Origin of the sequence: Paenibacillus sp. FSL F4-0243 (assembly GCF_037963295.1) — a bacterium.
In the GTDB taxonomy this organism is placed as follows: Bacteria; Bacillota; Bacilli; order Paenibacillales; family Paenibacillaceae; genus Paenibacillus_AQ.
In genome coordinates this window covers 1115774-1140829 of sequence record NZ_CP150151.1, presented here as the reverse complement: position 1 = coordinate 1140829, position 25056 = coordinate 1115774, and the positions used below count along the sequence as shown (strand labels likewise).

At 44.2% G+C, this 25056-nt stretch carries 17 protein-coding genes; 7 read left to right on the top strand and 10 right to left on the bottom strand.

Annotation, left to right across the window (positions count from 1 at the left end):
• Nucleotide 1: 1 nt before the first annotated feature.
• The 5 genes from NSS87_RS04925 to NSS87_RS04905 form a co-directional block, all read right to left on the bottom strand.
• Nucleotides 2-790 carry an ABC transporter permease gene (locus NSS87_RS04925; protein ID WP_042185240.1) on the bottom strand — a complete coding sequence of 263 codons (789 nt, stop codon included), beginning with the start codon at nt 788-790 and terminating at the stop codon, nt 2-4.
• Nucleotides 783-1694, bottom strand: coding sequence for an ABC transporter ATP-binding protein (locus NSS87_RS04920; RefSeq protein ID WP_042193356.1), 912 nt, complete (start codon nt 1692-1694; stop codon nt 783-785). The genes NSS87_RS04925 and NSS87_RS04920 overlap by 8 nt, the downstream gene beginning before the upstream one ends.
• 218 nt (nt 1695-1912) lie before the next feature.
• Entirely contained in the window at nt 1913-6508 is a 4596-nt protein-coding gene (gene gltB, locus NSS87_RS04915) for a glutamate synthase large subunit (protein ID WP_339245184.1), read from the bottom strand.
• A 364-nt stretch (nt 6509-6872) separates the two neighbouring features.
• On the bottom strand, nt 6873-9227 hold the full coding sequence (locus tag NSS87_RS04910; protein ID WP_339245181.1) for a YhgE/Pip domain-containing protein: 2355 nt from the start codon (nt 9225-9227) through the stop codon (nt 6873-6875).
• A gap of 203 nt (nt 9228-9430) precedes the next feature.
• The gene (locus NSS87_RS04905) at nt 9431-10006 is read right to left on the bottom strand and encodes a TetR/AcrR family transcriptional regulator (protein WP_179085738.1); all 576 of its coding nucleotides are present in this window, start codon (nt 10004-10006) and stop codon (nt 9431-9433) included.
• 267 nt (nt 10007-10273) lie between these two features.
• Between NSS87_RS04905 and NSS87_RS04900 the strand changes: the two genes are divergently transcribed.
• Nucleotides 10274-11461, top strand: coding sequence for a glycosyltransferase (locus tag NSS87_RS04900; protein ID WP_076299152.1), 1188 nt, complete (start codon nt 10274-10276; stop codon nt 11459-11461).
• Nucleotides 11462-11530: 69 nt separating this feature from the next.
• Here the strand turns inward: NSS87_RS04900 and NSS87_RS04895 are convergent, their stop codons facing one another.
• The 3 genes from NSS87_RS04895 to thpR form a co-directional block, all read right to left on the bottom strand.
• The gene (locus NSS87_RS04895; RefSeq protein ID WP_339245178.1) at nt 11531-12214 is read right to left on the bottom strand and encodes a metal-dependent hydrolase; all 684 of its coding nucleotides are present in this window, start codon (nt 12212-12214) and stop codon (nt 11531-11533) included.
• 74 nt (nt 12215-12288) lie between these two features.
• Nucleotides 12289-13179 carry a cell wall hydrolase gene (locus tag NSS87_RS04890; RefSeq protein WP_076283914.1) on the bottom strand — a complete coding sequence of 297 codons (891 nt, stop codon included), beginning with the start codon at nt 13177-13179 and terminating at the stop codon, nt 12289-12291.
• A gap of 77 nt (nt 13180-13256) precedes the next feature.
• The gene (thpR, locus tag NSS87_RS04885) at nt 13257-13859 is read right to left on the bottom strand and encodes an RNA 2',3'-cyclic phosphodiesterase (protein WP_339245175.1); all 603 of its coding nucleotides are present in this window, start codon (nt 13857-13859) and stop codon (nt 13257-13259) included.
• Nucleotides 13860-13947: 88 nt separating this feature from the next.
• On the opposite strand from thpR, the gene NSS87_RS04880 reads away from it, so the two are divergent.
• Both NSS87_RS04880 and NSS87_RS04875 read left to right on the top strand, forming a co-directional pair.
• On the top strand, nt 13948-14904 hold the full coding sequence (locus tag NSS87_RS04880) for a D-2-hydroxyacid dehydrogenase (RefSeq protein ID WP_042185224.1): 957 nt from the start codon (nt 13948-13950) through the stop codon (nt 14902-14904).
• Between the two features lie 78 nt (nt 14905-14982).
• Nucleotides 14983-15378: a GrpB family protein gene (locus NSS87_RS04875; protein WP_339248433.1), complete on the top strand. Its 396-nt coding sequence runs from the start codon at nt 14983-14985 to the stop codon at nt 15376-15378.
• Nucleotides 15379-15474: 96 nt separating this feature from the next.
• Here the strand turns inward: NSS87_RS04875 and NSS87_RS04870 are convergent, their stop codons facing one another.
• Together NSS87_RS04870 and dgt are read right to left on the bottom strand one after the other, a co-directional pair.
• Entirely contained in the window at nt 15475-20271 is a 4797-nt protein-coding gene (locus tag NSS87_RS04870) for a glycosyl hydrolase (RefSeq protein WP_339245172.1), read from the bottom strand.
• Nucleotides 20272-20599: 328 nt separating this feature from the next.
• The gene (gene dgt, locus NSS87_RS04865) at nt 20600-22009 is read right to left on the bottom strand and encodes a dGTP triphosphohydrolase (RefSeq protein ID WP_339245170.1); all 1410 of its coding nucleotides are present in this window, start codon (nt 22007-22009) and stop codon (nt 20600-20602) included.
• Between the two features lie 188 nt (nt 22010-22197).
• On the opposite strand from dgt, the gene NSS87_RS04860 reads away from it, so the two are divergent.
• From NSS87_RS04860 to NSS87_RS04845, 4 genes are all read left to right on the top strand, one after another.
• The gene (locus NSS87_RS04860; RefSeq protein WP_052404166.1) at nt 22198-22503 is read left to right on the top strand and encodes a hypothetical protein; all 306 of its coding nucleotides are present in this window, start codon (nt 22198-22200) and stop codon (nt 22501-22503) included.
• 42 nt (nt 22504-22545) lie between these two features.
• Nucleotides 22546-23169: a class F sortase gene (locus tag NSS87_RS04855; RefSeq protein ID WP_042185215.1), complete on the top strand. Its 624-nt coding sequence runs from the start codon at nt 22546-22548 to the stop codon at nt 23167-23169.
• 166 nt (nt 23170-23335) lie between these two features.
• Nucleotides 23336-23971, top strand: coding sequence for a polysaccharide deacetylase family protein (locus tag NSS87_RS04850; protein WP_231573388.1), 636 nt, complete (start codon nt 23336-23338; stop codon nt 23969-23971).
• Between the two features lie 66 nt (nt 23972-24037).
• Nucleotides 24038-25009, top strand: a complete 972-nt coding sequence (locus NSS87_RS04845) for a helix-turn-helix transcriptional regulator (RefSeq protein ID WP_339245167.1) — start codon at nt 24038-24040, stop codon at nt 25007-25009.
• Nucleotides 25010-25056 lie beyond the last annotated feature (47 nt).

The window sequence follows — 25056 nt, the reverse complement described above, 5'->3', positions numbered from 1 at the left end:
TTTATCCAGCAACGTCCCGTTTACGGAAGACAAACCAGGAAACTGCTAAGAATATAACATAATACACTGCCAGCACAGCAATGGAGAAGCCTAGTGTAGCACCACCTGGACCAATATCAGATCCCATGTAGACCCTTAGATCCATATGAGTGAAAATTAAATATCTGGCCCATTCGAACACATCCGGATTAAGCAAAGCAGCGAAAATACCTTGGGCAAACATGATAAACATAGATAACCCTATCGCCAATCCACTTGCACGGAATACGGAAGAGATCATAAAAGCAAGCGTAACCGTCAAGAAAAGAGTGACATAGCGACATAGGAGATCTATAAAGGAATACTCAGCAGGACTCCAAGCTGTAATCGAAGACAGTGTATCTCCAGTTGGTGAGGCGAAAATAAACGATGAAGCTAAACCAAAAACAATCAATACTGCAGTACAAAGCAAGCTAAACAACACAATGCTAATGTATTTCGAGAGCAAGATCTGGGAACGGCTCCACGGGCGAATCAGCAGCATTTTGATGGTTCCCCAGGTAAATTCGCCCGCTACGGAGTCAGCGGCTATAACAACAACGAAGATCGTATTCAGGAAGAATACAACACTCACTATCATTTGGAAACTGTCCCAAACGCCTAAGCGCGATGCAGGGTTATCCGTTGTGAAATACATAAGAGCCGGAAGAAACGCACTAAACACTGCTAGAATAATCAGCATAATCCATGTGCGAGCACGACTATATATCTTGATATTCTCATTATGTATCAACGCTGTAAAATTACTCAATTCCTTCACCTCCTGTAACCTCTAAGAATTGATCCTCTAGCGTACGGGCAAGTGATTTGATACTGTACACTTTAATCCCACCAGCCACTAGTCTGGCATTAAACTCAGCAATTTCTTCACGTGCCGCCTCAACTACAAGCCCACCGCTCTTTATAGTTCCTTGTCCAATGAGAGCAAGTGCAGCTTCGGCATCGTCAACCTCAAACAAGGTTTCTCCGATAGGCATTGTAACATTGCCTACCTCTTTTAGCTGTTTTACCTCAAGCAGTTGCCCATTCTGAATAATGGCTACACTGTCACACATGAGCTCCATTTCGGAAAGTAAATGGCTGGAGACAAATACGGTTGTTCCTTCTTCACGACAGAGTAGGCGCAGATAGTCACGAAGCTCACGTATGCCTTGTGGATCAAGCCCATTGGTTGGCTCATCTAGAACCAGTAGCTTTGGTCGGTTTAGTAGCGCCTGAGCTACTCCAAGTCTCTGACGCATACCTAGGGAATAAGTCTTCACTTTGTCATGAATTCTTTGACCAAGCCCGACCAGCTCCACAACCTCATCAATCCGTTGCTTACTGACTCCCGGTACCATCCGTGCAAATTGTCTAAGATTCTGATACCCAGACAGAAACTTGTACATTTCAGGATTTTCTACAATAGCCCCAACACTTGCAATAGCCTCTTTATAATTATTTTTAATACTATGACCACTAATCAGGACATCCCCACTGCTAATGGAAATTAATCCCACCATCATTCGTATTGTTGTCGTCTTCCCTGCTCCGTTTGGTCCCAAAAACCCGAATATTTGACCCGGTGGGATATCCAGCGTTAAATTGCTCACCAGCGTCTTAGAGCCTATTTTCTTGGTAACTCCCTGCAGACGGGCAACAGGTTCAGACAGCATTTCTGTATTTGACACAGTATCACTTCCTTTCATTTACAAACAAGTTTACCATACAGTTTTTTTCAGAAAATTACAAAAAAGAAACAGTCTAACGTTGTTTAGACCGAGGATTCGATTCGATTTGAACAAAAAAGGGACCTGGCCTCCCGCAAACGAAAGAGTCCAAGTCCCTTATATCACTTCATTCAATATTACCTGTTTATTCAGAATGCAGTTATTTAGCCACCTACACGTGCAAGCTCGCGCATATTCGCTTCAAATGCAGCCATCAAAGCAGCCTCGCCGGTCAATCCGGTTTGCTCTACTTTGCGAATCTGCTCCATCATCCGTTTGTAATCCTTCGGAATAACACGAACAAACTTCGGCAAGCTATCTGCCCACTGATCCAATACCCGCGCTCCCGCCTTACTGCCTGTAAGCTCTACATGACGGCTAATCAGCTCGCGCAGCTCTTCGATCTCTTCTGGCTCTTCCACTCTCTCGAGAAGTACCATCTCGAGATTGCAGCGGCCGATGAAGGATCTCTCTGGATCGTAAACATAAGCGATACCACCGGACATCCCTGCCGCAAAGTTACGGCCTGTTTCACCAAGAACAACCACACGGCCTCCAGTCATGTATTCACAACCGTGGTCACCCACACCTTCTACTACAACCTTCGCTCCAGAATTACGAACGGCAAAGCGTTCACCGGCGATACCGTTGATATAAGCTTCTCCAGCTGTTGCTCCGTAAAACGCAGTATTTCCGATAATGATATTGTCCTCAGCTGCAAAGGTAGCTTTTGGAGATGGTTTAATAATAATCTTACCACCCGACAGTCCTTTACCAACGTAGTCATTGGAATCGCCTTCCACCGTAAGTGTGATCCCCTTAGGCACGAATGCACCCAAGCTTTGACCAGCAGAACCGGTGAAATGAAGACGAATCGTATCATCAGGCAAGCCGGCTGCCCCGTATTTACGTGTCAGCTCGCTACCAAGAATGGTTCCAACGGCACGATTAACGTTCGTAATCGGTAACGATGCTTCTACAGCCGTTCCAGATTCCAGTGCAGGTGCAGCCAGATCCAGCAGTTTAGAGACATCAAGCGTCTCTTCCAGACCATGATTCTGACGTTTACTGCAGAAGCGTGTGCTTCCCTCTGGCATTTCCGGTACATGCAGCAGACTACTCAAATCTACGCCCTTCTTCTTCCAATGCTGCGAAGCTTGAGCAGCGTCTAAGCAATCTGTACGGCCAACCATTTCTTCAATCGTACGGAAGCCAAGACTCGCCATAATTTCGCGTAAATCCTGTGCCACAAAGGTCATAAAGTTAACTACATGCTGTGGATCACCCGTAAAGTTCTTACGAAGATCTGGATTTTGTGTCGCTACACCAACCGGACAAGTATCCATTTGGCAGACACGCATCATGATACAACCCACAGCTACTAACGGAGCAGTAGCGAAGCCATACTCTTCAGCACCTAGTAATACAGCTACGGCTAGATCGCGACCGCTAAGCATTTTTCCGTCTGTTTCCAGTACAACGCGGTCACGCAGATTGTTCAGCATCAATGTCTGATGCGTTTCGGCCAAGCCAAGTTCCCATGGAAGACCTGCATGACGAATGGAGTTCATCGGAGATGCACCTGTACCCCCGTCATAGCCACTTACCAGGATAATATCAGCGCGCCCTTTGGCTACGCCAGCAGCAATCGTACCTACTCCGACCTCAGAGACGAGCTTAACATTAATATTTGCACGTGGATTGGCATTCTTTAGATCGTAGATCAGCTCTGCCAAATCCTCAATCGAATAAATATCATGATGCGGTGGAGGTGAAATCAAGCCCACACCAGCTGTTGAACCGCGCACTTCAGCCACCCATGGATAAACTTTACGTCCTGGAAGCTGTCCGCCTTCCCCTGGTTTAGCACCCTGAGCCATCTTAATCTGGATCTCATCAGCGTTAACAAGGTAGTTAGATGTAACTCCAAAACGTCCGGAAGCTACTTGTTTAATCGCACTGCGACGGGAATCGCCGTTGCTGTCCGGGATATAGCGGGCTGGATCTTCTCCGCCCTCACCAGTATTACTCTTACCACCGATCCGGTTCATTGCAATAGCGAGGGTCTCATGCGCTTCCTTACTAATGGAACCAAAGGACATCGCACCCGTCTTGAACCGTTTCATAATGGACTCCACTGGCTCTACTTCTTCTAATGAAATCGGTTCATAAGCTGACTTGAACTGCAACAAGGAACGAATTGTCAGATGCTTCTCACTTTCACCTTGAACAAGTGCAGCATATTTCTTGTACATCTTATAATCTCCACTACGCACGGAGTGCTGAAGCAGATGAATGGTCTGTGGGTTGAACAAATGATCTTCCCCATCGTTTCGCCATTGATAATCACCACCGGAATCAAGCACTTTATCATTTCCGTCTTTTTCCGTGAAAGCACGGTTATGATGGATAAGTGCCTCGGTTGCTACTTCCTCCAGACCAATTCCGCCAATGCGGGAAGGTGTCCAAGTAAAGTAACGATCCACGAATTCCGAGTTCAGACCCACAGCTTCAAAGATCTGCGCGCCCCGGTAGGATTGAATAGTCGAAATCCCCATTTTGGAAAGAATCTTAACTACGCTCTTAGTCGCAGCTTTAATATAGTTCTTCACAGCCTTCTCATGCGAGATTCCCCGCAGTAAGCCTTGGCCGATCATATCATCCAAGCTTTCAAAGGCCAGATACGGATTGACTGCACTCACACCATAACCAAGCAGAAGTGCATAATGATGGACTTCACGAGGTTCACCAGATTCAAGTAAAATACTAACTTTTGTCCGTGTTCCTTGCCGGATCAGATGGTGATGCAAGCTCGATACCGCAAGTAGAGCAGGAATCGCAGCATTCTCACGGTCCACACCGCGGTCCGTCAGAATCAGAATGTTATGACCTTTAGCCATAACGCGATCAGCAGCCTCGTTCATACGCTCAAGCGCGATACGCATTCCTTCTGCTCCAAGCTCAGCTGGGAAAAGAATCGGAATAGACATCGACTTGAAGCCTGCACGACGAACATGTCGAATTTTAGCAAAATCTTCATTCGAAAGAATCGGTGTGTGCAGCGAGATTTGGCGACAGCTTTCTGGTTCTGGTTTAAGCAAGTTACGCTCTGGTCCAATTGTAGTCGTAGTAGAGGTAACCAGCTCTTCGCGAATAGCGTCGATTGGTGGATTCGTTACCTGAGCAAACATTTGTTTGAAATAATTATATAGACGCTGCGGACGGTCTGAAAGCACAGCGAGCGGCGCATCATAACCCATGGAACCTACAGCTTCAGCGCCAGTAGATGCCATTGGTTCAAGCACCTTGCGCAAGTCCTCAAAAGTATAGCCGAACGCTTGCTGCAGCTGCTGAACATTGTCATGCTTAGGATTTGGTAGTTCAGGCGCATCTGGAAGCTCTTCGAGACTAATCAAATGCTCATCCAGCCATTGGCGGTAAGGCTTCTCAGTCGCGATAGCCGATTTGACTTCCTCATCGGAGATAATACGGCCTTCCTTCGTATCCACGAGCAGCATGCGTCCAGGCTTCAGGCGGTCTTTATATAAGATGTCCGCTGCTGGAATGTCCAGTACACCCGCTTCGGAGGATAGAATAATCATGTCGTCCTTTGTTACATAATAACGAGCAGGTCGCAAGCCGTTACGGTCCAGAATAGCGCCGATCTGCACACCATCTGTAAAGCCCATTGCAGCAGGTCCGTCCCATGGCTCCATCAAAGTGCTGTGGTATTCGTAAAAGGCTTTCTTGTCGGCGTCCATACTGTCATGATTGCTCCATGGTTCAGGAACCATCATCATGGCTACTTGTGTCAAAGAGCGTCCGCTCAAATAAAGAAACTCAAAGGTATTATCGAACATTGCAGTGTCCGATCCATCCGGGTTTATAACAGGTTTGATCTTACTCAGATCTTCGCCGAACACTTCACTCTTGAACAGCGACTGGCGAGCATGCATCCAGTTCACATTTCCGCGCAAGGTATTGATCTCACCATTGTGGATCATAAAGCGGTAGGGATGCGCACGTTCCCAGCTTGGGAAGGTATTCGTACTGAAACGGGAGTGAACTAACGCGATTGCTGATTCCAGCTCTTCGTTCTGCAAATCCAGGTAGAATTGTCCGACTTGTTCTGTAGTCAGCATGCCTTTGTACACGATCTTACGACATGACAAGCTTGGGATATAGAAGGCTTCAGCCTCTTCTACACCACCGTAGCGAATCGCAAGCTCTGCACGTTTGCGGATGACATAAAGCTTACGCTCAAAAGACAATTCGTTCGTAACAGAGGCCGAGCGACCGATAAACACTTGGCGCACAAAAGGCTTTGCAGCCTTCGCGGTTTTGCCAAGCATTTCATCATAGGTAGGTACATCACGATAGCCGAGTACTTCCTGACCTTCTTCAGCAATAATTTTGCTTAAGAGAGCCTCATGTTGAGCCCGAACTTTCTCGTTATGAGATAGAAAAATCATGCCTACGCCATAATGGCCTTGTTCCGGCAAAGCGAAGCCAAGCTTCTGGGCTTCACTAGCAAAGAAACGGTGCGGAATTTGAAGCATGATACCTGCTCCGTCACCAGAGTTGGGTTCGCTACCTTGTCCGCCACGATGCTCCATATTAAAGAGCATTGTTAAAGCGTTACTAACAATATCATGGGACGGTTTGCCTTTAATATGGGCTACAAATCCCATGCCGCAAGCATCTTTTTCGAACTGGGGATCATACAGGCCCTGTTTTCCGGGCAGTTCAGTGTGTCTCATCGAACGCAACCTTTCTATTATAAAGTATGGCGTAATCTTTGGAAAATTTTTCAGATTAAAATTTTAATAATTATTCAAGCCAGATTAGTGCTATTATTTTATCACCGGGGTGACAACAGCGCAATTTAAACTTTTTTATGATGCTGATTAACATTTCTTTTTGCGACACAGCTTTAGTGGACAAAAGTTTAAAAAAACTCATCTATGTATAATTATGCATAAATGACGCATAAGAACTTATGCAATGAAAGCGTTTCAAGAATTTTCATCACCCTTGAATGTTTGCAAGAAAAAGGGTTCTATGATTTAAACTCAAAAAAAAGCGCCTCCCGGAGGAGACGCTTTTTAATTACTTTTTTTCAAATTATACAGTCATAGCTTGTTCACTGTTCATTCCAGCTTCATTGTCCCGACTGCGGGTCATGAAGTAAGCGAAAGTAAGAGCAAGGAACCCAAGACCGAAGATTGCAAGAACACCTACGTCACTCCACATTGCACTGAAGTCCCCTGTAGAAATTACTGATTTAAGACCACTAACTGTGTAAGTCATAGGAAGCAGTGGGTTAAAGAATTTCATCCAGTTCGGGATCAATTCAAGCGGGAATGTTCCGGCACTAGTTGTTAATTGGAAAATAAGAATAACGATAACAACAAAACGTCCCGGTTGATCCAACCAAGTAACAATGGATTGAACTACCCATGTGTAAACTAGACTAGTCAAGAATGTAAATAGGAAGAATAGCGGTACACTTTGTACTTCTAGTCCAAGTCCGTACAATACAACCACAGCAGCCAGCATAGACTGGATAAAGCTCATGATTGAGAACGTAAGCGTACGGCTGATAAAACGATTCATACGGCTTGCGCCTATTACAGCTGATTCACGCATTGGAATAACAATTGTAGAAATCAGTGCACCTACGAACAACCCAAGAGATAAGAAGTAAGGAGCAAACCCTGTTCCGTAGTTTGGTACATGATTTACAACTTGATCCTCAATCACAACCGGTTGTGCGAACATTTCCATCATTTTATCTGACTTATTCACGCTGCCTGTTTTTTCAGCAGCATCGCTAAGCTTAGTTGCCAGTTCTGTTGATCCAGATTTCAGATCATCCATACCATCTTTCAGCTCGCCTGCACCGTCAGCCAGTTTTTTCGAACCATCTGCTACAGCACTAATACCGGAACCTAGTTCGCCTACACCACTTAGCAGTTTTGAGGTACCATCGCCAAGCGCTTTACCGCCTTCAGCCAGCTTGCTGCCTCCAGCTGCAGCTTCTTTAAGCTTCGCACCAAATTGTTGCATCCCTGCATTCAGCTTATTGCCACCTGTTACAAGTGCAGATGCACCTTGTGCCAGTTTTTGCTGTCCTGTCAAAAGCTGTGTGCTACCAGCATTTAATTGCTGTGCTCCATCATGCAACTGAGTTACACCAGCAGCTACCTGCTGTGAACCTGAGTGCAGTTGAGTTGCACCTTGTGCCAGTTGCTCTTGCCCACTGTGGAGTGCAGTAGCACCCTGTGCCAGCTGCTCTTGACTTTGTTGCAGTTGCTCACTACCTTGTGCAACAGCTGCACTAGCTGCTAGGAGCTTCTGTACGGCCGGATTCTGTGCCAACTCAGGACTAGCCTGTGCCAATTGCTGCAAGCCTTGAGCGACCGCTTTAGCGCCCTCAGTAACCTTTGTGCTACCTTCTGCGGAAGCCTGCAAGCCTGCCTCCAGCTTCGCGCTGCCATCTACGGAAGAGGTTAGACCTGCTTCCAGCTTCGCGCTGCCGTCAACTAAAGATTGTGTTCCTGCTTGTAATTTAGTAGTACCATCTACAGCAGACTTCGTACCTGCTTGAAGCTGTGTGGCACCTGTTACAGCTTGCTTCAAGCCGTCATTAAGCTGTTTACTGCCGGCAGCGCTTTGTGCAACGCCATCTTGAAGCTGTGTATGAGCAGCCGACAATTGTTGCAAACCGCCTGCCAAAGTGCTAGAACCCGTTTGAATTGCAGTAGCACCTGAATTTAAATCAGACACACCTTTAGTAAGTGGTTCTACACCATTTTGAAGTTTACCTGTACCATCTGTCAGTACAAGAAGATTATCTTTCAGCTTCAAGGCTCCGTCATCTAGCTTACCAGCGCCATCTGCGATCTTGGAAGCTCCATCTCCCGCCTCGCCCAATCCATCAGAAACTTCTGTAATCTGATTGAATACAGACTCCACATAAGCCTCTGTTACCTTAGCGGATACTTTAGATTTAATTTCTGATACAGCCGTTCCACCGATCTGTCCGGCCAGGAAGTTGTAGCCTTCATTTGGCTCATAAATAATTTTTGCCGGTTGTGGTTCATCATCCAAAAGCGTTGTTGCTTTAGCAGAGAAGTCTTCTGGAACAATAATCGCCATATAATAGGTATTGTCCTTCATTCCTGCTTGCGCTTCTTCTAGTGAAACAAAGTTCCATTGAAAGCCATCGGTTACCTTAAGCTCTTCAACCAGATCATCTCCGGCCTGAAGTTGTTTTCCTTCATAATTAGCACCGACGTCTTGGTTGACAACAGCAACCGGTAACTCATTCATCTTGCCATACGGATCCCAGAATGCCTTTAGGAAGAATCCGCTATACATCACCGGAATAAATAGGATGGCAATCATCGGAATCAGCACCTTTGGATTTCTCAGTGCTGCGCCAAGATCCTTGGTAAATACGGATAATGATTTCATTCTGGTTCTCTCCTTATGAGCTTATGCTCTCTTTAAAATGCTTTGTTTGCGAAATATTACGTAACACTAGGTGACCATTTTCCCCATCTGGTCAATTTAGGGGATAAAAAAACGCCTTTCGGCTCTTCTTCAATGCCTAAAACAGCTTGGAAATTGTTAAGGGAAAGCAATCTGATCACGCCATCCCTATCCTGAATCAACGCTTACTGTGCCAGTCCTTCGGCGAGAAACAAATGAAAGTACATCTTGATCTGTTCCTTGTCCAAGGGAGTATGTGTTTTATTCAGTTCAGCAGTCAATACAATATATAGCCTGAACATGACTACAGATACGATTTTAGGATCGCAAGGTTTGATTTCTCCCTTTTCAAGGGCTTGTTGCACCTCCCGTTCTAAATATTCTAAAACTAAGTTCTCGATCTTCTCGAGCCCTTCTCCTGCCTGCGGCGTTCCGAATTCGCGACTCTCCTGGGAAAGCTTGATGAATAGCTCCTGCTCACTTCGAAATTCCAGCAGGGCATCCAGCACACGATGCAGGTTATCAAAGAAAGGTCTGTCTCGCCTGATCTCGCGATCAGCAATCATCTTCATTTCTACCATCATATCGCGCAGGATCTCATCAAACAATTGCTCTTTGTTTGTAAAAAAGGTGTAGATGGTTCCTTTCCCGACATTTGCGATCTTAGCAACCTGATCCATGGTAGTCGCCTTATAGCCGAATAATGAAAATGATTTTGCTGCGGCCTGAAGCACCTGCTGTCTTCGATCCACCACTGCCACCTGTGCCCACTTCCTTTCTCCAGAAAATATCATTACCGCTGACTATCTGACCACTTTACTAATCCGGTCAATTGGTCATTCATTACTTTAACATGTAGCTTTGCAGTTTGCAATACTTTAGAAAATCTTTTATTTTTTTATTTATTGCAGGGTTTTAACTTTCTATTTACGTCTTATTTGTATAATGTGAGTAGAGAACAGTTTTCCCTCATCTATTTAAGAAGAAATTCCGCATTTCTATTGAAAAGGAAAGTAGCAGGTGAACTTATGCGAAAGAAAAGAGTACTGCTGTTTTCGGAAGGCTTCGGTACGGGCCACACAGGAGCAGCCTATGCTCTGGCCGAAGGAATAAAGCTGCTGAATCCGGATGTCCAGTGCCGAGTCATCGAGCTAGGTAAATTTCTTAACCCGATGGTCGCCCCATGGATTCTTTCCGCTTACCGAAAAACAGTTAGCAGCCAGCCTAAGCTGGTCGGCATGATGTATAAGACACAATATCATAAATCATTGAACCCGTTGACTAAGATGGCACTTCACCGGATTTTTTATACACATGCCTCTCAAGTGATCGAACAGCTAAAGCCTGATTTGATTATTTGCACACACCCCATTCCGGCCGCTGTCATTTCCAGACTAAAGCGTCGTGGATTGGAGGTTCCGCTGTATACGTTAATTACAGATTATGATGCACATGGTAGCTGGGTAAATTCCGAGGTCAATCGTTATCTCGTCTCTACCCCACGCGTCAAATCAATTCTAACAGGCCGAGGGATTGCTCCTGAGCTTGTAACGGTCACAGGCATTCCTGTGCATCCGAAGTTCTGGGAACGATCCAACAAGACTCTGCTCCGCAAGGAACTAGGTCTAGCCGATATCCCTACTGTTCTCATAATGGGTGGAGGCTGGGGACTGATGTTCGGCAAAGAGATTATGAATTCACTCACAGCCAGAATGGATAACATCCAACTCATCTTCTGTATGGGCAGTAACGAGAAGCTTATAGCCAAAATGAAGTCCAATCCAAGGCTTAATCATCCTAACGTCAGGATTCTTGGATACACCAGTGAAATCAATAAACTGATGGATGCCTCCGACCTTCTAATCACAAAGCCTGGCGGTATGACCTGTACGGAAGGTCAGGCTAAGGGAATTCCAATGCTCTTCTATAAAGCTATTCCAGGTCAGGAAGAGAAAAACTGCCAATATTTCGTAGAGCTAGGACTAGCAGAGGTACTTGACTGTGAGGTAGTGAATAAATGGTTCTCTATGATGCTCCGTGAATATTCTGTTCTCGAAGAACAGCGTAAACGCCGTCTAGCCCCTGATAAACATCAACCGCAAAGTTGCGCGACTACCGTTCTGCAGATGTTAGGCAACCCCGCAGACAAAACAGCTGATATCAGAGGAGCAAGATCTCAAGCCCGAGGCGAAGAGCCTGTGTGCATTACACCATAAAGAAAAGCAGGTAGCCAGGGAAATTCCCGGCTATCTGCTTTTTTTGTATAGACATGTAATCAGGATTTATTAAATTTCTATACTTTCACCAGCTTTAAGCGGGAATCCCTCTATCCCCTCTTGTCGCAGACGATTACAGAAATCCATAGCATCCTGAGCAATATCCGGAAATGTATTGTAATGAAGTGGTATGACCTTGTCCGCTTGAAGCCAGCGCGCAGCAAGGAGCGCATCATCCGGTCCCATGGTCAGCATATCGCCAATTGGCAGAGCCGCCAAATCAATCGCAGTTCTTTCACCAATCAGACGCAGATCGCTGAATAGTGCGGTATCACCTGCATGGAATAACGTCTTCCCCTCAATCGTCAATAAAATACCTGCGGGTTGTCCAGCATAAATCCAAACGTCGCCTTCCTGAATCGATGAGGAATGAAACGCCTGAGTATATTTAACGGTAATGGCATCATAAATATGACTGCCGCCTATATTCATATGTTTTACCTTGGCACCCTTCATTCGGCAGTATTCTGCAAGCTCAAAAACAGCAAAGATCGGACAATCATTCTGTTTGGCAATTTGCACAGCATCACCTAAATGATCCGAGTGACCGTGAGTCAGCAGGACAGCATCTACAGTAATGTCATCAGGTGAAATACCGGAGTTCGGATTTCCTGACAAAAAAGGGTCAATAATAACTTTCGCTTGCTCTGTTTCTACCAGCAGCGCTGAGTGTCCGTAATAAGTGATCTTCATGACAATTCTTCCACCTCCAGGGTTATATAGTCTAGTTTACCCTATAAATAGCTGAGGTTCACAGATAAGGTCAATTATTTATAAAACGTATGATTACCAATGGTCTTCACATACTCCTGCGAATGATGTACGGTAAGATCCTGCGCAAGCTTAAGCGATAGGAAAAAATAAGTACTATCGGGAACTTCCTTCACCCCAGAGAGCGCTGCGTTCACCGCTTTAATACTATCATCATTAGGCTTGACACGTTTAAGACGCCCGTTAGCTACAGGACTGAATTGATGCTTTTGATAAATGACCTTATATATCGTGTCGGGGAAATTGGCTGACCGTAGCCTATTCAGAACAACGTTGGCAACTGCCACCTTGCCCTGGTACGGTTCACCTTCCGCCTCTGCCATTACAATTTTTTGTAGCAGAAGCAGTTCTTCTTCGGATACTGCGTAGCGCCGGGTTGCTTTACTTTGCTGCTCCTGGCTTAATAGCTCGGTCCGAGAGAAGTATAATGTTGTGAGGGGATTTTTCTGAGATGCCGAGACTGTCTTAACCACAGTCTGAGCGCTCTTTTTCGCTGTCGCTTTCTGCGCAGCTGAATTAGATTGTGCCACATCAGCCTTTACCCGAACTATGGAAGCCTGCGATGTATTTTGTGGCTTTATTTTATTCTTACTAAGCCATTCTACACTCTGCTCTGGTTTCCAAGTGGAACTGAACAGGTTAACTGTGCTGTAAAGCTTATTCGTTTGTGAAACTTTTGTAGTGCCCCTCGTCTTACTAGATTTTGATTCTTCTTGCAAATAATTAATTACCGATGCTCGGCTGGTGGATTGCAGCTTATCCATCTGCAGATTATCTATTTTCCCCTCGGCAACCTGATTAGGCTGCATTAAGCTTATGGCAGAGAAACACACTAGTATAACGCCAACAAGCAACGCGATACAGCGGTTTTGTTTAAAGATTAACATGATATTCCTCCTATTTCACGGCACATTCCTATTGTATGTAACCGAAAACGGAAGCTTTGAAAACTTAAATACCGATTTTAAAATGTAATATTTTCAATCATTTCATACATAGGAATGGCATACATTCTGGTAGCATACAACACAAAACTATCAATCGTCCAGTCTCTATGAAAGATTTTTGATCTTTTTTCATCATCCAATTTCAGTAAATTTTCCAGCAATTTATCATCAAATGAAATTTTTCCAAGGTACTTTCGAGCCACTGTGAGATGTGGTTTGTACTCCCTGGATTCGGCCGAAAAACCTAAAGGAAGTGTAGCAGTGTGTACTCTCGCAGCCAGTAAATTCAGCTCTTCTAGTTCGCCAGAAACCCCTACCCATAAAACTTTTGGAGCCTTTGGCAGACCAAATGTATTCCATTTGTCTAAGGATAGTTTGAAGGGGCTGCATTGCTCTGACATCTGCTTCAACGACATGATTAAATCCGGGATTTTCGTCTTTGGGGTGTCTCCTAAAAATTGCAGGGTAATATGATAATCCTCTGGATGAGTCCATTTTGCAAAATGAAACTTTTGAGATAGGTTAGAGCACTCTTCCGCCACAACTTGCCCAAGTTCTGCGGGTAATTTCACAGCAATAAATAATCGTTCTGAATCTTTATCCGACACGTTAGCATCCATATCAATTTCACCTTCTCCTATAGATTTGGTATCCTTATCCTATAACATTATCCATTTTCATCAAACCTTAGAGCAGGAGGAATACATCATGACTAAGTCCATAGTATGTCTACAACCACTGACAGCCGAGCAACAAGAAAGAATCAAAGCAGCAGCCCCCGGTTATACATTCATACAAGGTGACGGCAAAAATCCGGATTTACAGCTGCTAGCTGATGCTGAAATCGTAATCGGCTGGGCTAAAGGCATCGCCGATACGCTTCTTCGTCCAGATTCGCCCCTTCGCTGGGTCCAATCCTGGTCTGCTGGAATTGAGAAGCTCCCGTTAGAGCGTTTTAAGGAACGTGGAATCCTATTGACTAGTGGGAGCGGAGTGCATGCCGAGCCTATTTCTGCGGTAATCTTTGGCTTCATGCTTCTCTTCACACGTAATTTGCATACAGCCGTTCGCAATCAGATGAACCGCTACTGGAATTCTGACGGAAGTGAGAGTGAATTGTTCGGAAAGACAGCCGTTATTGTTGGAACTGGAGCCATCGGCAGCGAAACTGCCAGAATCGCTAAAGCTTTCCGGATGAAGACGATCGGAGTAAGTCGCTCAGGCAAGCCACTCGCTGATTTTGATCAAGTATATACCACTGACCATCTGCCAGAAGCTGTGAGCCAAGGCGACTTCATCATCAATATTCTCCCTATCACCGATGAAACTAAGCAATTATTTAATACTGCAATCTTCTCTGCCTTTAAACAAGGCTCCTATTACATTAACGTTGGACGTGGAGCAACTACTGATACTGAGGCTCTAATCCACGCACTGAATCGCGGTCAGCTTCGTGGTGCGGGATTGGATGTATTCGAAACCGAACCCCTCCCGCAGGATCATCCACTTTGGACTATGGAACAGGTAGTCATCACTCCTCATTCTGCTGGCATAACCGATCAATACGCTAATCGAATCGTAAATATTTTTACCGAAAATATAAATTCCTATTTATCTACTGGCACTCCATCCCTAAATCTCGTTGATTATGCCCGCCAATATTAAATTTAGTATTTGATTATTAAGAACACTTGTTCTATAATAAAAAAATCCAGGAATCAAGCATAAAGAGAGGTTAGCGAAATAGATGTTACTGTCACACAATACAATGAGGAATGGAATCTTATCTTCCAAGAAGGATCTCGTAAGATTAAAGAGATCTTCGCTGATGCACTTATTGATATTCACCATATTGGCAGCACTTCTGTTCCTGGGCTAAAAGCTAAACCAATCATTGATATGATGCCTGTTGTACGAAATATCGAAGTCATTGATGACTTCAACGCGCAAATGACAGAGCTCGGTTACGAATGTATGGGCGAGTTCGGTATGAGTGACGAGGCAGCAGAACAATACGGTAATCTAAAAGAGGATCTTGCGAATCAATTTCCGAAGGACATTGAAGCTTATATGGATGGGAAAGAAGCATTTGTCACCGAACTAGAAAGAACAGCGCTTGAATACTATTCAAATCTTTAACTATAAACTGATCATACAAAATAGTCCCTGCATATCTATTAGGCAATCCTAATGGACATGCAGGGACCCTTATTTCACACCTGGATCGCAGCGCGCTTAATTAGAAGCTATGATCTCGTCAATATAAGCTGTAGCGGTTCCAGCCGTAGAAGGTGTAACAAACTGAATGCCAATGGCATCTACTTTCTTCAAATTCTCAGGCGATAGAATGGAATTGTTGCTGAGATCAATCGTGAACTCCGTGAATCCATCCTGAGCAGCTATCTTCGCACCCGAATCTACCCATACTGCATAGCCACCTAATTGAAGAAACAGCTTCGCTTGAACATCAGGCTGGTCAGAGGCGATTCTAACTTTAGCAGTAAGCTTGGAGAATGAGCTCAGATCAAGTGCAGCTACTTTTGATGCTGCTATAAAAGGATCTTTATCCTCTCCATTCCATGCGAAATCAAGCTTCAAAGATTGATTACCTTCAGCATATACATCAGAAGATACTGTGGCTGTACCAGAATTGATAGCCCAACCGTCATTCCCCGTCTCGAAGCCATAGTGAACATCCGGGACAGCTTTCTCCAGAGATACTTCCTTCAAATAAAGCTTCGCAGTTCCTCCATCATTGGAAACATCCTCAATTTTAATCCCAATCGTCTTTACAGCAGCCAAATCTACGCCCACCCCTGCTGCTGCAGTAGGCAGGGAAATAGATAAGGTCGTATAACCGTTAGAATCTACAGGCACAGGATCACCGCTGTCGCTCCATTTCCAGTCCGCACCTGTCTTGATGAATAGACGTGCTTTAGCTGCACCACTCGAGAGCTTAACCTTAGCGCTGATCGTATCCAGCCCTGTAATATTCAGCTTCTCAGGATTAATAGCAAGTTCGAAGGATTCTTTGGAGCTGCCATTTGTATCATTGCCAGTATTAATCAAATCAAATTGTACACTTGCCGCTTCTTCATTGGCATCAAATACTGGAGGTTGAGCGTTGGCAGACGAACCGTTGGTTGTAGCCCATCCTGCAATATCAGCTTCTGTAGCGAAGGCGTACAACACGCCAGGCTCATGTCCCTGGGAACCTCCATTTCCTTCTTCCGACATATCCGGAAGTGTCCCGTCATAGACCGCTTGAATATCGTCAAAGTAGAGCGAACCTTCGTGGCTCTGTCCGTCCATCGCATTCACATACAAATTAAAGCTCTGAACTTGCTTCAATCTTTCCTGTGTAAGCTCTCCGGCTTTTCCCCAGCTCATCTCCGTCAAATTCTTCAAACTTAATACTATTTTACCGTTCTTGTCTGGATTAATGACCGGATAGGCTTCGAAATATCCTCCATCAATGACAAGCTGCACCACTAGCTTAAGCGGCTCACCTTTCTCAGCATAAGCGTTGTCTCCATCGGAAGCTACCCACATACTGAGTGCATTATAGTCGGACCAGTCCAGCGAACCCAGACTTTTACCTACTCCGGTATAACCTGCATTATTAATCGTATAGTGCAGTTTCATTCCGTAATCCCCGGATGCCTTATGTTCGGAGCTTAAAGATACGCTCACATCATCTCCGCCAGCCTTAGGATATTTGGCTATCAGTGCTTCATCACTTGAGCCATAAGATTCAAAATTATCTACCAGTGCTTTGTCAGCAACAGGTGCAGTATACGTATTATAAAGACCGATATTATCTACATAGATTGGCAATTCACCTTTCACTTCCAAACCACTGCCAACCAGAGATATCGCTAGACCAGTGGCTTCGGTTGATTTAGCGGCATTATCCAGATCAATCGAAACATCAAATTTATAATACTGTGATCCACTCACGTTAACTTTCTCAAGATCGGACAAAGATTTATAGGATGAGTCCATGCCATACTTTGTATCCCAATCTGGTGGCAACTGAATGACACTGCGTACCGCAGCATTGTTAGCCTCATTCTGTGCAGCCTCCGGAATTAACACGGAGAACTTCACACGTGTAACTTGAGACAGATCCACTCCATCCAATGCAAGATCATTCAATTGCAGCTTCAATTCCTGCCAAGTATCCTCAGCAGACAGCCCTTCAGTAATGTTAATAACTAGCTTACCGTTAGCATCTAGTGACGCATGCTGCAAGACCGTCTTGATCGTCTCTGCGTTATTGGCGAGCCCTGACCAAGTACCATTGTTTTGGATTTGCTCCAAATCCTTGTCAGTATCAAAAGTAAGTACCTTTATTGGCGCTTCATTGATTTTTAAGAATACAGAATTAGTCTGTGCAAGTGTAGCATCTCCAGTTCCATATGCCCTCACTGTAATCTCTGCTGAACTGCCATTCAGACTAGCGTCTGGCTGCCATGAAGCGCTATAGTAGCCGTCTGTACCGAGCGTCATTTCCACTTCTACTCCAGAATCACCCACAGTATAGGTCACTTTGCTAGGCACTGCATTGAGTACCTTGGCCCGAATGATGGTCACGGCATCTGTTACTGTACTGATATTATTCGGAGTTACAATGTGGAGGAAAGGTTTCTTTCCTGCCACTTCAACCTCGAGATTGTACTTATTATCTTCTTTCACATCACTCGCAAAAGCCGTGAAATCATCTTTATAAAAATTCACAAAATCAGGAAGCAACTCATGATCTGCTTTATTAGGAACATTCTTATAAGGAACATACAAATTATTACCTTCACCAAAGTTCGCCCAAGTCAGCATATAAGATATTTTTGCCGCATCAGGGTCAGCCTTGATCGCATTCAATACTTTAGTGAACCATTCCAGCTCATTATTGCCTGTTGTTTTCATACCAGCAGCACTATAACCATACTCAGATAGGGTAACAATCTTACCTTTGTCTTGAGCAAGCTGAGAAATCATCTTAAGGTCTTTAACAAGACCACCCAGGAAAGCCTCCGAACCCGCATTCTCCTTGTTGTCATACTGATCCATTCCAAGAATATCAACAAATTGATCACCTGGATAAGTCGTTAAATATTCACTTTCATTTCCATTAAAAGATCCGTTTGGTGAGAATACATAAAGGAAGTTATGAACGCCTTTAACATCACGTAGGTATTCAACTGTATATCTGTACAGTTCCGCGTATTCACTCTTTGTCGTTGTAGCCGCACCCCACCAGAACCAACCTCCATTTTGTTCGTGGAAAGGACGGAACAGAACTGGAATCAGGTTGCCATCGTCATCCTTAAGATTGTTCGCAAAATCAGAGATGCGATCTAGATATTTATTAAACTCTCCATTCTTATCTCCGCCCGGCAAAATACGTGATACTACCGAGCGCGTTGCTCCTTTGGAATTCCCTGTATCGTTAAAGCTTCCACCCGTAACAAAATTGTACGGATGTGTACTTAGCGTTACAATACCACCCAAATCATGAGCCTGCTTCATGGCAGCGGATAATCCTAATCTACTCGCTTCATAATCTCCGCTAACTCCAGGAGGATTCTCATATCCATCTAAACTAAGGGTGTCCCAACCAAAAACCCCAGGATAATCACCAGTGGAGCTGTATACGTCAGAAATAACATTTCCGTTCTTATCCTTTCCGGCAAAAGAGACGGTAGTATCATGCTGATGACCGAACATAACTTGTTTGCCGCTCATGCTATCCAGATAAGCAAATAACGATTTGGTAGCAGCCGATGCATCTACGTCAACGATATGAACCCCAGCTTCTGGTGTTGCCGTTGGAGCAGCCGTTGCTGTAGGTTCCGGAGTAGCCGTCGGTACTGGCGTTGCTGTAGGCTCTACACTAGTACCACCTGAGCCCCCAGGCGCCGGTGCACTTGTTCCCTGTCCTACAAGAACTCCATCCTTCACAGTGTATGTTCCTTCTACTATAGTCACTCCATTTAAGACTACAGAGGAAGCACTTACTACAAGCTTGCTAATGGTACCCTTTGTTGTAATCAACGTTCCCGTTGCACCGTTACCAATCACAAGCTGATCGATTGTAGAACCTGAGCCTACTTCTATAATAGAAGCACTATCAATAGTCAGTTGAGTGATGACCGTACGATCCTCTATAACGACCCGAACTTTTCCTTCAGGACGATTCACTTTTACAACAGCGAATTTAGAATTTTTTAAATGAATCGAATGCTCGCCACCACCAGATATAAGTACATTACCTTTTACTGTTGCATTCTCCAAGACACCCTCACCATCACCAATACCAGAGGTAAAATAAAGGTTGCCTGATGCAGCTACATTCTTTAGTTCAACCCCACTTTGGTTAATGACAATATTCCCATGGATATCTCCCCCAGTGAATGTACCGGCTGTGTTGTAGTAGCCGCTAATCAATCTGTCAACGATAGTGACTACCTCCGCCCTTGTAATTGGGTCGTTCGGACGAAATGTACCATCTGGATATCCGGATAGAATTCCACTCAATGCTAGGGTAGCCTCTTTAGCGTAAGCGCTGATGGATGCTTGGTCTGTAAAGGCACTCGCTTTAGTGCCTGGCTCCAATGAAAAAACAGAAGCAATTAATGTTGCAGCATCTTGACGAGTTACTTCAGTATCCGCTTTCGCTTTATTATCAGGAAAACCTTTGTAATAGCCAGCTTGCTTCGCTATAGATAAAGCGCTTGCATACCAAGCTTTAGCAGGTACATCCGAGAATGACATTTCCGAAAGAGTGCTAAATCCAAATAGCTTATTAATAATACTTACAAGCTCAGCACGCGTTACTTTATGATCCGGCTTAAAAGAGCCGTCCGGATAACCTTGAATAACACCATTACCCTGCCATTTCTCTACACTTTCTCCAGCCCAGTGCGCCATGAGGTTTTCATTTGTTTTTCCGTTAGCTAGCGCAGGCACAGCCATTGTAACGAGCATTACTGCTGTAAGAAATAGAGCAAAGCTTTTTTTGAACCTCTTCATTCGTTTTACCCTCCCGTTTTGTAAAGGTTTTCATTATTACTCAAGCAGAAGATTCGACTCCTTTATCAACCTCCCCATTTATTACCAATAACAATTTAGTTATTATATTAGCACCAAAGTAGCATACAAACAATAACTTATTTTTATAAATAGCTATTTTGTTATAAAAAACACTGAATATCAGGCTTAACAAGCTTAAATATAGTCGAATAAATAATAACAAAATACTAACAAAATACTATCAAAATATTCGCCGCTCTATAAAAACAAACAAAAGGCCAGTCTCCAATGGATTGGAGGCTGGCCTTAACTTAATCTTCTCTTTTATCTAATCCAAGTCATAAATCGATCCGACTTTCAACCCGTATAGCTCGTTGTATATCTTCTCAGCAAAGGCATCCGTCATCCCTGCGATATAATCAATCACCATATGTTCCCACGTCCAAATAGGATTCGCTTGTTTCTGATCCTTCTCAAAGCGTTGCAGCCAGTCCGATGGAATAATGGCTTTGGATGTCTGCGGATCAAGAAAAGCTCCCCATAGACGGCGCAGAATCCATTCACTACGTTTCTGAAGCCGCTGTACTCGTAAATCACGAATCATCGTGACCCAAGCGAAGCTTTTCAGCACACTTACGGTCCGTAGCATATCCTCATCTTCTTTTCCTTCCTTTATAAAGGTGACCTTCTTCCAGTCTCCATCAGGAATCACCCCAAGACTTGCGACAAAGGTGCTAACCCAATAAGCCTTAACTTCACGCCGAGTTCTGGAATAGTCGTTCTCGCAGGTTGGCATCTTTTCCATCCATACTCGAAGAAATGAACTAAGCACCTCTTCGACCTTAGCACGGATACCTTCCTCCTCCCAACCCTTCCAGAAGAAATCCTCTAACGTTGAAATTTTCTCTACGATCAGCCGCTGAATATAGGAATCATGCATAAAGTGTTCATGCACTTCAATCTTTCCAGCCTTAATTCCATCCTCCAAATCATGTGCAGAATAAGCGATATCGTCGCAAAGGTCCATCAGCTGAGCTTCCAACGTTTTCTTACCCGCAGGAATTCCCCACTCTTTGCGAATCTCCGAAATATATGCCCATTCGTGAAGGTACATCCCCTTCTTCAGTGAGGTGCCAGGAAACGGATATTTATTAATTCCGAGAAGCACTGCATCCGACAGATTTAATCCATCAATGTTCTCCCGCTTCTCCAGAAACATAATCAGCCGATAATTATGGGCATTGCCTTCAAAGTGCTCATAGCGCTGCTTCATCTGCTCATGAATGAGCAGCCTATCTGCACCCGTTGCTCCAGATTGCAGGGCAGCCTCATTCGTCTTCTTTTCAATAAGCTGGTCCAGAATGTTATCTAGTACCTCTTCCCCTTTATGTCCGAAAGGAGGATGACCAAAATCATGAGCAATGGCCGCGCATTCTACAACCTCTGGATCTATTACAAGTCCTGGGTTCTCAGCTTTACTTGTCTCCACCTCTGGATAAGATCTAAGCAGACTTTTCGCTGCCTCACGAGCAATCTGAGCGACTTCAAGCGAATGAGTTAGACGCGTCCGGTAATAATCACCCGTGCCAGCCCCGAACACTTGAGATTTGCCTTGCAGCCTACGAAAAGTAGGCGAATGAATCAAGCGTGAATAATCACGCTCATAAGCAGCTCTCGACGTTTCTAGGCGGGTAATTTCCGGATATTGCCGGTGTTCTCTTTTTTCAATAAGTGTCATATTCCCACCCCTAACCAAATGTCTATATATTGAACTTCATTATAAGGCATTTTCATAACAATTTTCACATCAAAATACAACGTTATCCCAATCCCAAACTGCAATGGAAGCAATCCACCAATCTAAAAGCAATTGAAATGGAGATATTAATCTTCGTAGGCAAAAAACATCTAGGAGGAATCCACTAAATGATTATGAAGAAATTGTCCGTAGCTCTTTTATCGACTTGCTTGATGCTATCCGTTGCTTCTGCGGCTTCTGCTTCTGCTGCACCAACCGAAACGAAACATGAGAAAAAAGTACATGCTGAAAAAATGAAGAAAGAAAAAGAACATAAAATGCATGAAAAGAAAATGCATATGAAGAGCCACTCCACTAAAGGAATTCATGCAAAGAGCATGAAGGCTAAAAGCATTAACACTAAGAGCATTCACATGAAAGCAACAAAAATGCCAAAAACAGGCCATGGCGGTGCTAGCGAACAAACTGAATAGGGAGGATGAAAGAGGGGGAATCCCCTCTTTCTTTTCTTACACATGAAAAAATGGATATCTTCATTTATATTAACCTTCATCACTTTAACCACTGCCAGTTGTACTGACTCACATTCGCAGGAAAGCAGACCAGACACGAAGTCACTACAAACACAGCAGCAAGAAACGATAACTCCTACTAAAGCTATTCAAAAGATCGATATTAAACCATCATTACCCAAACCTATCCTGCCTACTCAGCTTAGCATTCCAGCTATTAAAGTAAGCGCCAAAATAGAGACCGTTACATTGCTTCCAGATGGACAAATGGACGTCCCTAAGGATAGCAATATTGCAGGAATTCTGTACCCAGGAATATTACCAGGTGCTAAGGGAAATGTAATTTTAGACGGGCATGTGGATAGTTATATTGGTCCAGCTATTTTTTTCAACCTCAAAAAGCTTAAGCACGGTGATGAAATAACGGTATCCAATGCGGACGGGCGAAAACTAACTTATATTGTAGAGTCTGTAGAAATCTTCACCACTGCTGAAGCACCCTTGGAACGAATTTTTGGAAAGTCTACTGAAGCCAGAATGAATCTTATTACTTGTACAGGGAGATATAGCAGAAAGAAGAAAGAACATGAAAAAAGGCTGATTGTCTTTACAAAACTGAAACTATGAATATTTTGACCCTCCAAAGGAGCATTCTAAAATAAAAAAAACAGGTGAATTCATGAAAACTAGCAGCAAAATTATGATGACTACCCTCTCTCTCTTGTTATGCTTCACGAACTCCGCTCTAGGTAGCCCGAGCAAGAACCGCGACTACTACGAAAAAAGAGGAGACATGATTTGGGAAGTACATACTAACCAAAAAGTGATTGCATTAACGTTTGATGACGGTCCTGACCCTTCTGAAACCGATCAAATATTAAAGGTATTGAGTCAATATCATGCGAAATGCACCTTCTTTGCCATAGGAAAAAGAATTGCAGCGTATCCAGATGTGGCGAAACGAGTCATTTCCGAAGGACATGAATTAGCTAACCATACCTACAATCACGTCTATTTTAGAAAACCTATTAATAAAGCCCAGTTTGAGCGGGAGCTTAATTTAACCGAAGAAGAAATCATAAAGGTTTCTGGAAAGCATAGTGCTTTGTTCAGACCCCCGGGTGGCATGTATGACGAGACACTAGTTGATACTTCAAACAACATGGGCCTAAAGCCTATTTTATGGTCCTGGCATCAAGATACACGTGACTGGAATCGCCCTGGCGTGCAGAGTATCGCGAACAAGGTTATTCGAAACGCACATAATGGTGATATCGTCCTGTTTCATGATCATGTGCATGGACAATCTCAAACCAGAGAAGCGCTCAAAATTATTTTGCCGGAATTAGAAAAGCAAGGTTTCCGATTTGTCACCGTTTCAGAATTAATCAAATTATCCAATACACAGCAGGCAGGTAAAGCACAATAGCCTAATTGCACAGGACTTCAAAATAAGGTAGTCTTGTCCTATTATGAAGTTCTGGAGGCTTTTGTCATGTCTGATAACACATCCTATACGACTGAGGAAATTGCCCGTTTACTGAAGATCTCGAAATTAAAAGTATATGATCTGATTAAAAAAGGGGAGCTTCCCTCCTACCGTGTAGGAAAACAGATGCGTGTGGATCAATCCGATTTAGAAGCCTACAAACAGAATGCTCGAAGTGGCATGACCCTATCGACATCGCCGCTGACTTTTGCTGGAGCAAATCTAACACAAGTTGCCACACATTCTGGCCAATTTAATAGTAAAGCTACAGGACACAGCCTCGTGATTACGGGTCAGGATATGTCACTCGATATTCTAGCCACCTATTTGGAGCGTTGCCTGCCCACTGAGCGCCCTCTTCGTTCTTACGCTGGCAGTCTAGATAGTCTGATTGCCATGTATCAGGGCGAGTCGGACATCGTCAGTACGCATCTGCTCGACGGGGATACTGGAGAATATAACCTTCCCTATATTCGTAAAATCCTTGTAGGCTTCTCTTATGTTGTAGTGCGTCTGTTGACCCGAAGTGCAGGATTGTATGTTCAAAAGGGAAATCCTAGAGGTCTTCATGAATGGTCTCATCTGCAACAGGATGGACTTACACTGATTAATAGAGAACGGGGCGCTGGTGCACGTGTGTTATTGGATGAGCAACTCCGATTGCACGGCATTCCTGCCGCAAGCCTATCTGGATATGCGCAGGAGGAGAATAGTCATTTGGCAGTCGCTGGTAAAGTGTCACGAGGAGAAGCCGATGTGGCCATCGGTACTGAGAAGGCTGCTCAGATTGTCGACGGCGTTGATTTCATTCCCTTGATTCAGGAGTGTTATGATCTAGTGATGCTCAAGACACCGGGAAATGAGCACTGGATCACCACCGTGATTGATATTTTACGCTCGCCAGCCTTTCAAAGTGAGCTTGGGTCCATTCACGGATATGATCTCACGGAAACCGGGACGATTATTTACGAAACCTGATAGTCACAAGCTTGCTTCTTATTAAAGAGGTTTTGTTTTAACGGTGC

Excerpts from the sequence above, each read along its gene's own strand:
- NSS87_RS04920 (WP_042193356.1), bottom strand. The coding sequence starts at position 1,694 with ATGCTGTCTGAACCTGTTGCCCGTCTGCAGGGAGTTACCAAGAAAATA.
- gltB (WP_339245184.1), bottom strand. The coding sequence starts at position 6,508 with ATGAGACACACTGAACTGCCCGGAAAACAGGGCCTGTATGATCCCCAG.
- NSS87_RS04910 (WP_339245181.1), bottom strand. The coding sequence starts at position 9,227 with ATGAAATCATTATCCGTATTTACCAAGGATCTTGGCGCAGCACTGAGA.
- NSS87_RS04900 (WP_076299152.1), top strand. The coding sequence starts at position 10,274 with ATGCGAAAGAAAAGAGTACTGCTGTTTTCGGAAGGCTTCGGTACGGGC.
- NSS87_RS04895 (WP_339245178.1), bottom strand. The coding sequence starts at position 12,214 with ATGAAGATCACTTATTACGGACACTCAGCGCTGCTGGTAGAAACAGAG.
- NSS87_RS04890 (WP_076283914.1), bottom strand. The coding sequence starts at position 13,179 with ATGTTAATCTTTAAACAAAACCGCTGTATCGCGTTGCTTGTTGGCGTT.
- thpR (WP_339245175.1), bottom strand. The coding sequence starts at position 13,859 with ATGGATGCTAACGTGTCGGATAAAGATTCAGAACGATTATTTATTGCT.
- NSS87_RS04880 (WP_042185224.1), top strand. The coding sequence starts at position 13,948 with ATGACTAAGTCCATAGTATGTCTACAACCACTGACAGCCGAGCAACAA.
- NSS87_RS04870 (WP_339245172.1), bottom strand. The coding sequence starts at position 20,271 with ATGAAGAGGTTCAAAAAAAGCTTTGCTCTATTTCTTACAGCAGTAATG.
- dgt (WP_339245170.1), bottom strand. The coding sequence starts at position 22,009 with ATGACACTTATTGAAAAAAGAGAACACCGGCAATATCCGGAAATTACC.
- NSS87_RS04860 (WP_052404166.1), top strand. The coding sequence starts at position 22,198 with ATGATTATGAAGAAATTGTCCGTAGCTCTTTTATCGACTTGCTTGATG.
- NSS87_RS04855 (WP_042185215.1), top strand. The coding sequence starts at position 22,546 with ATGAAAAAATGGATATCTTCATTTATATTAACCTTCATCACTTTAACC.
- NSS87_RS04850 (WP_231573388.1), top strand. The coding sequence starts at position 23,336 with ATGATTTGGGAAGTACATACTAACCAAAAAGTGATTGCATTAACGTTT.
- NSS87_RS04845 (WP_339245167.1), top strand. The coding sequence starts at position 24,038 with ATGTCTGATAACACATCCTATACGACTGAGGAAATTGCCCGTTTACTG.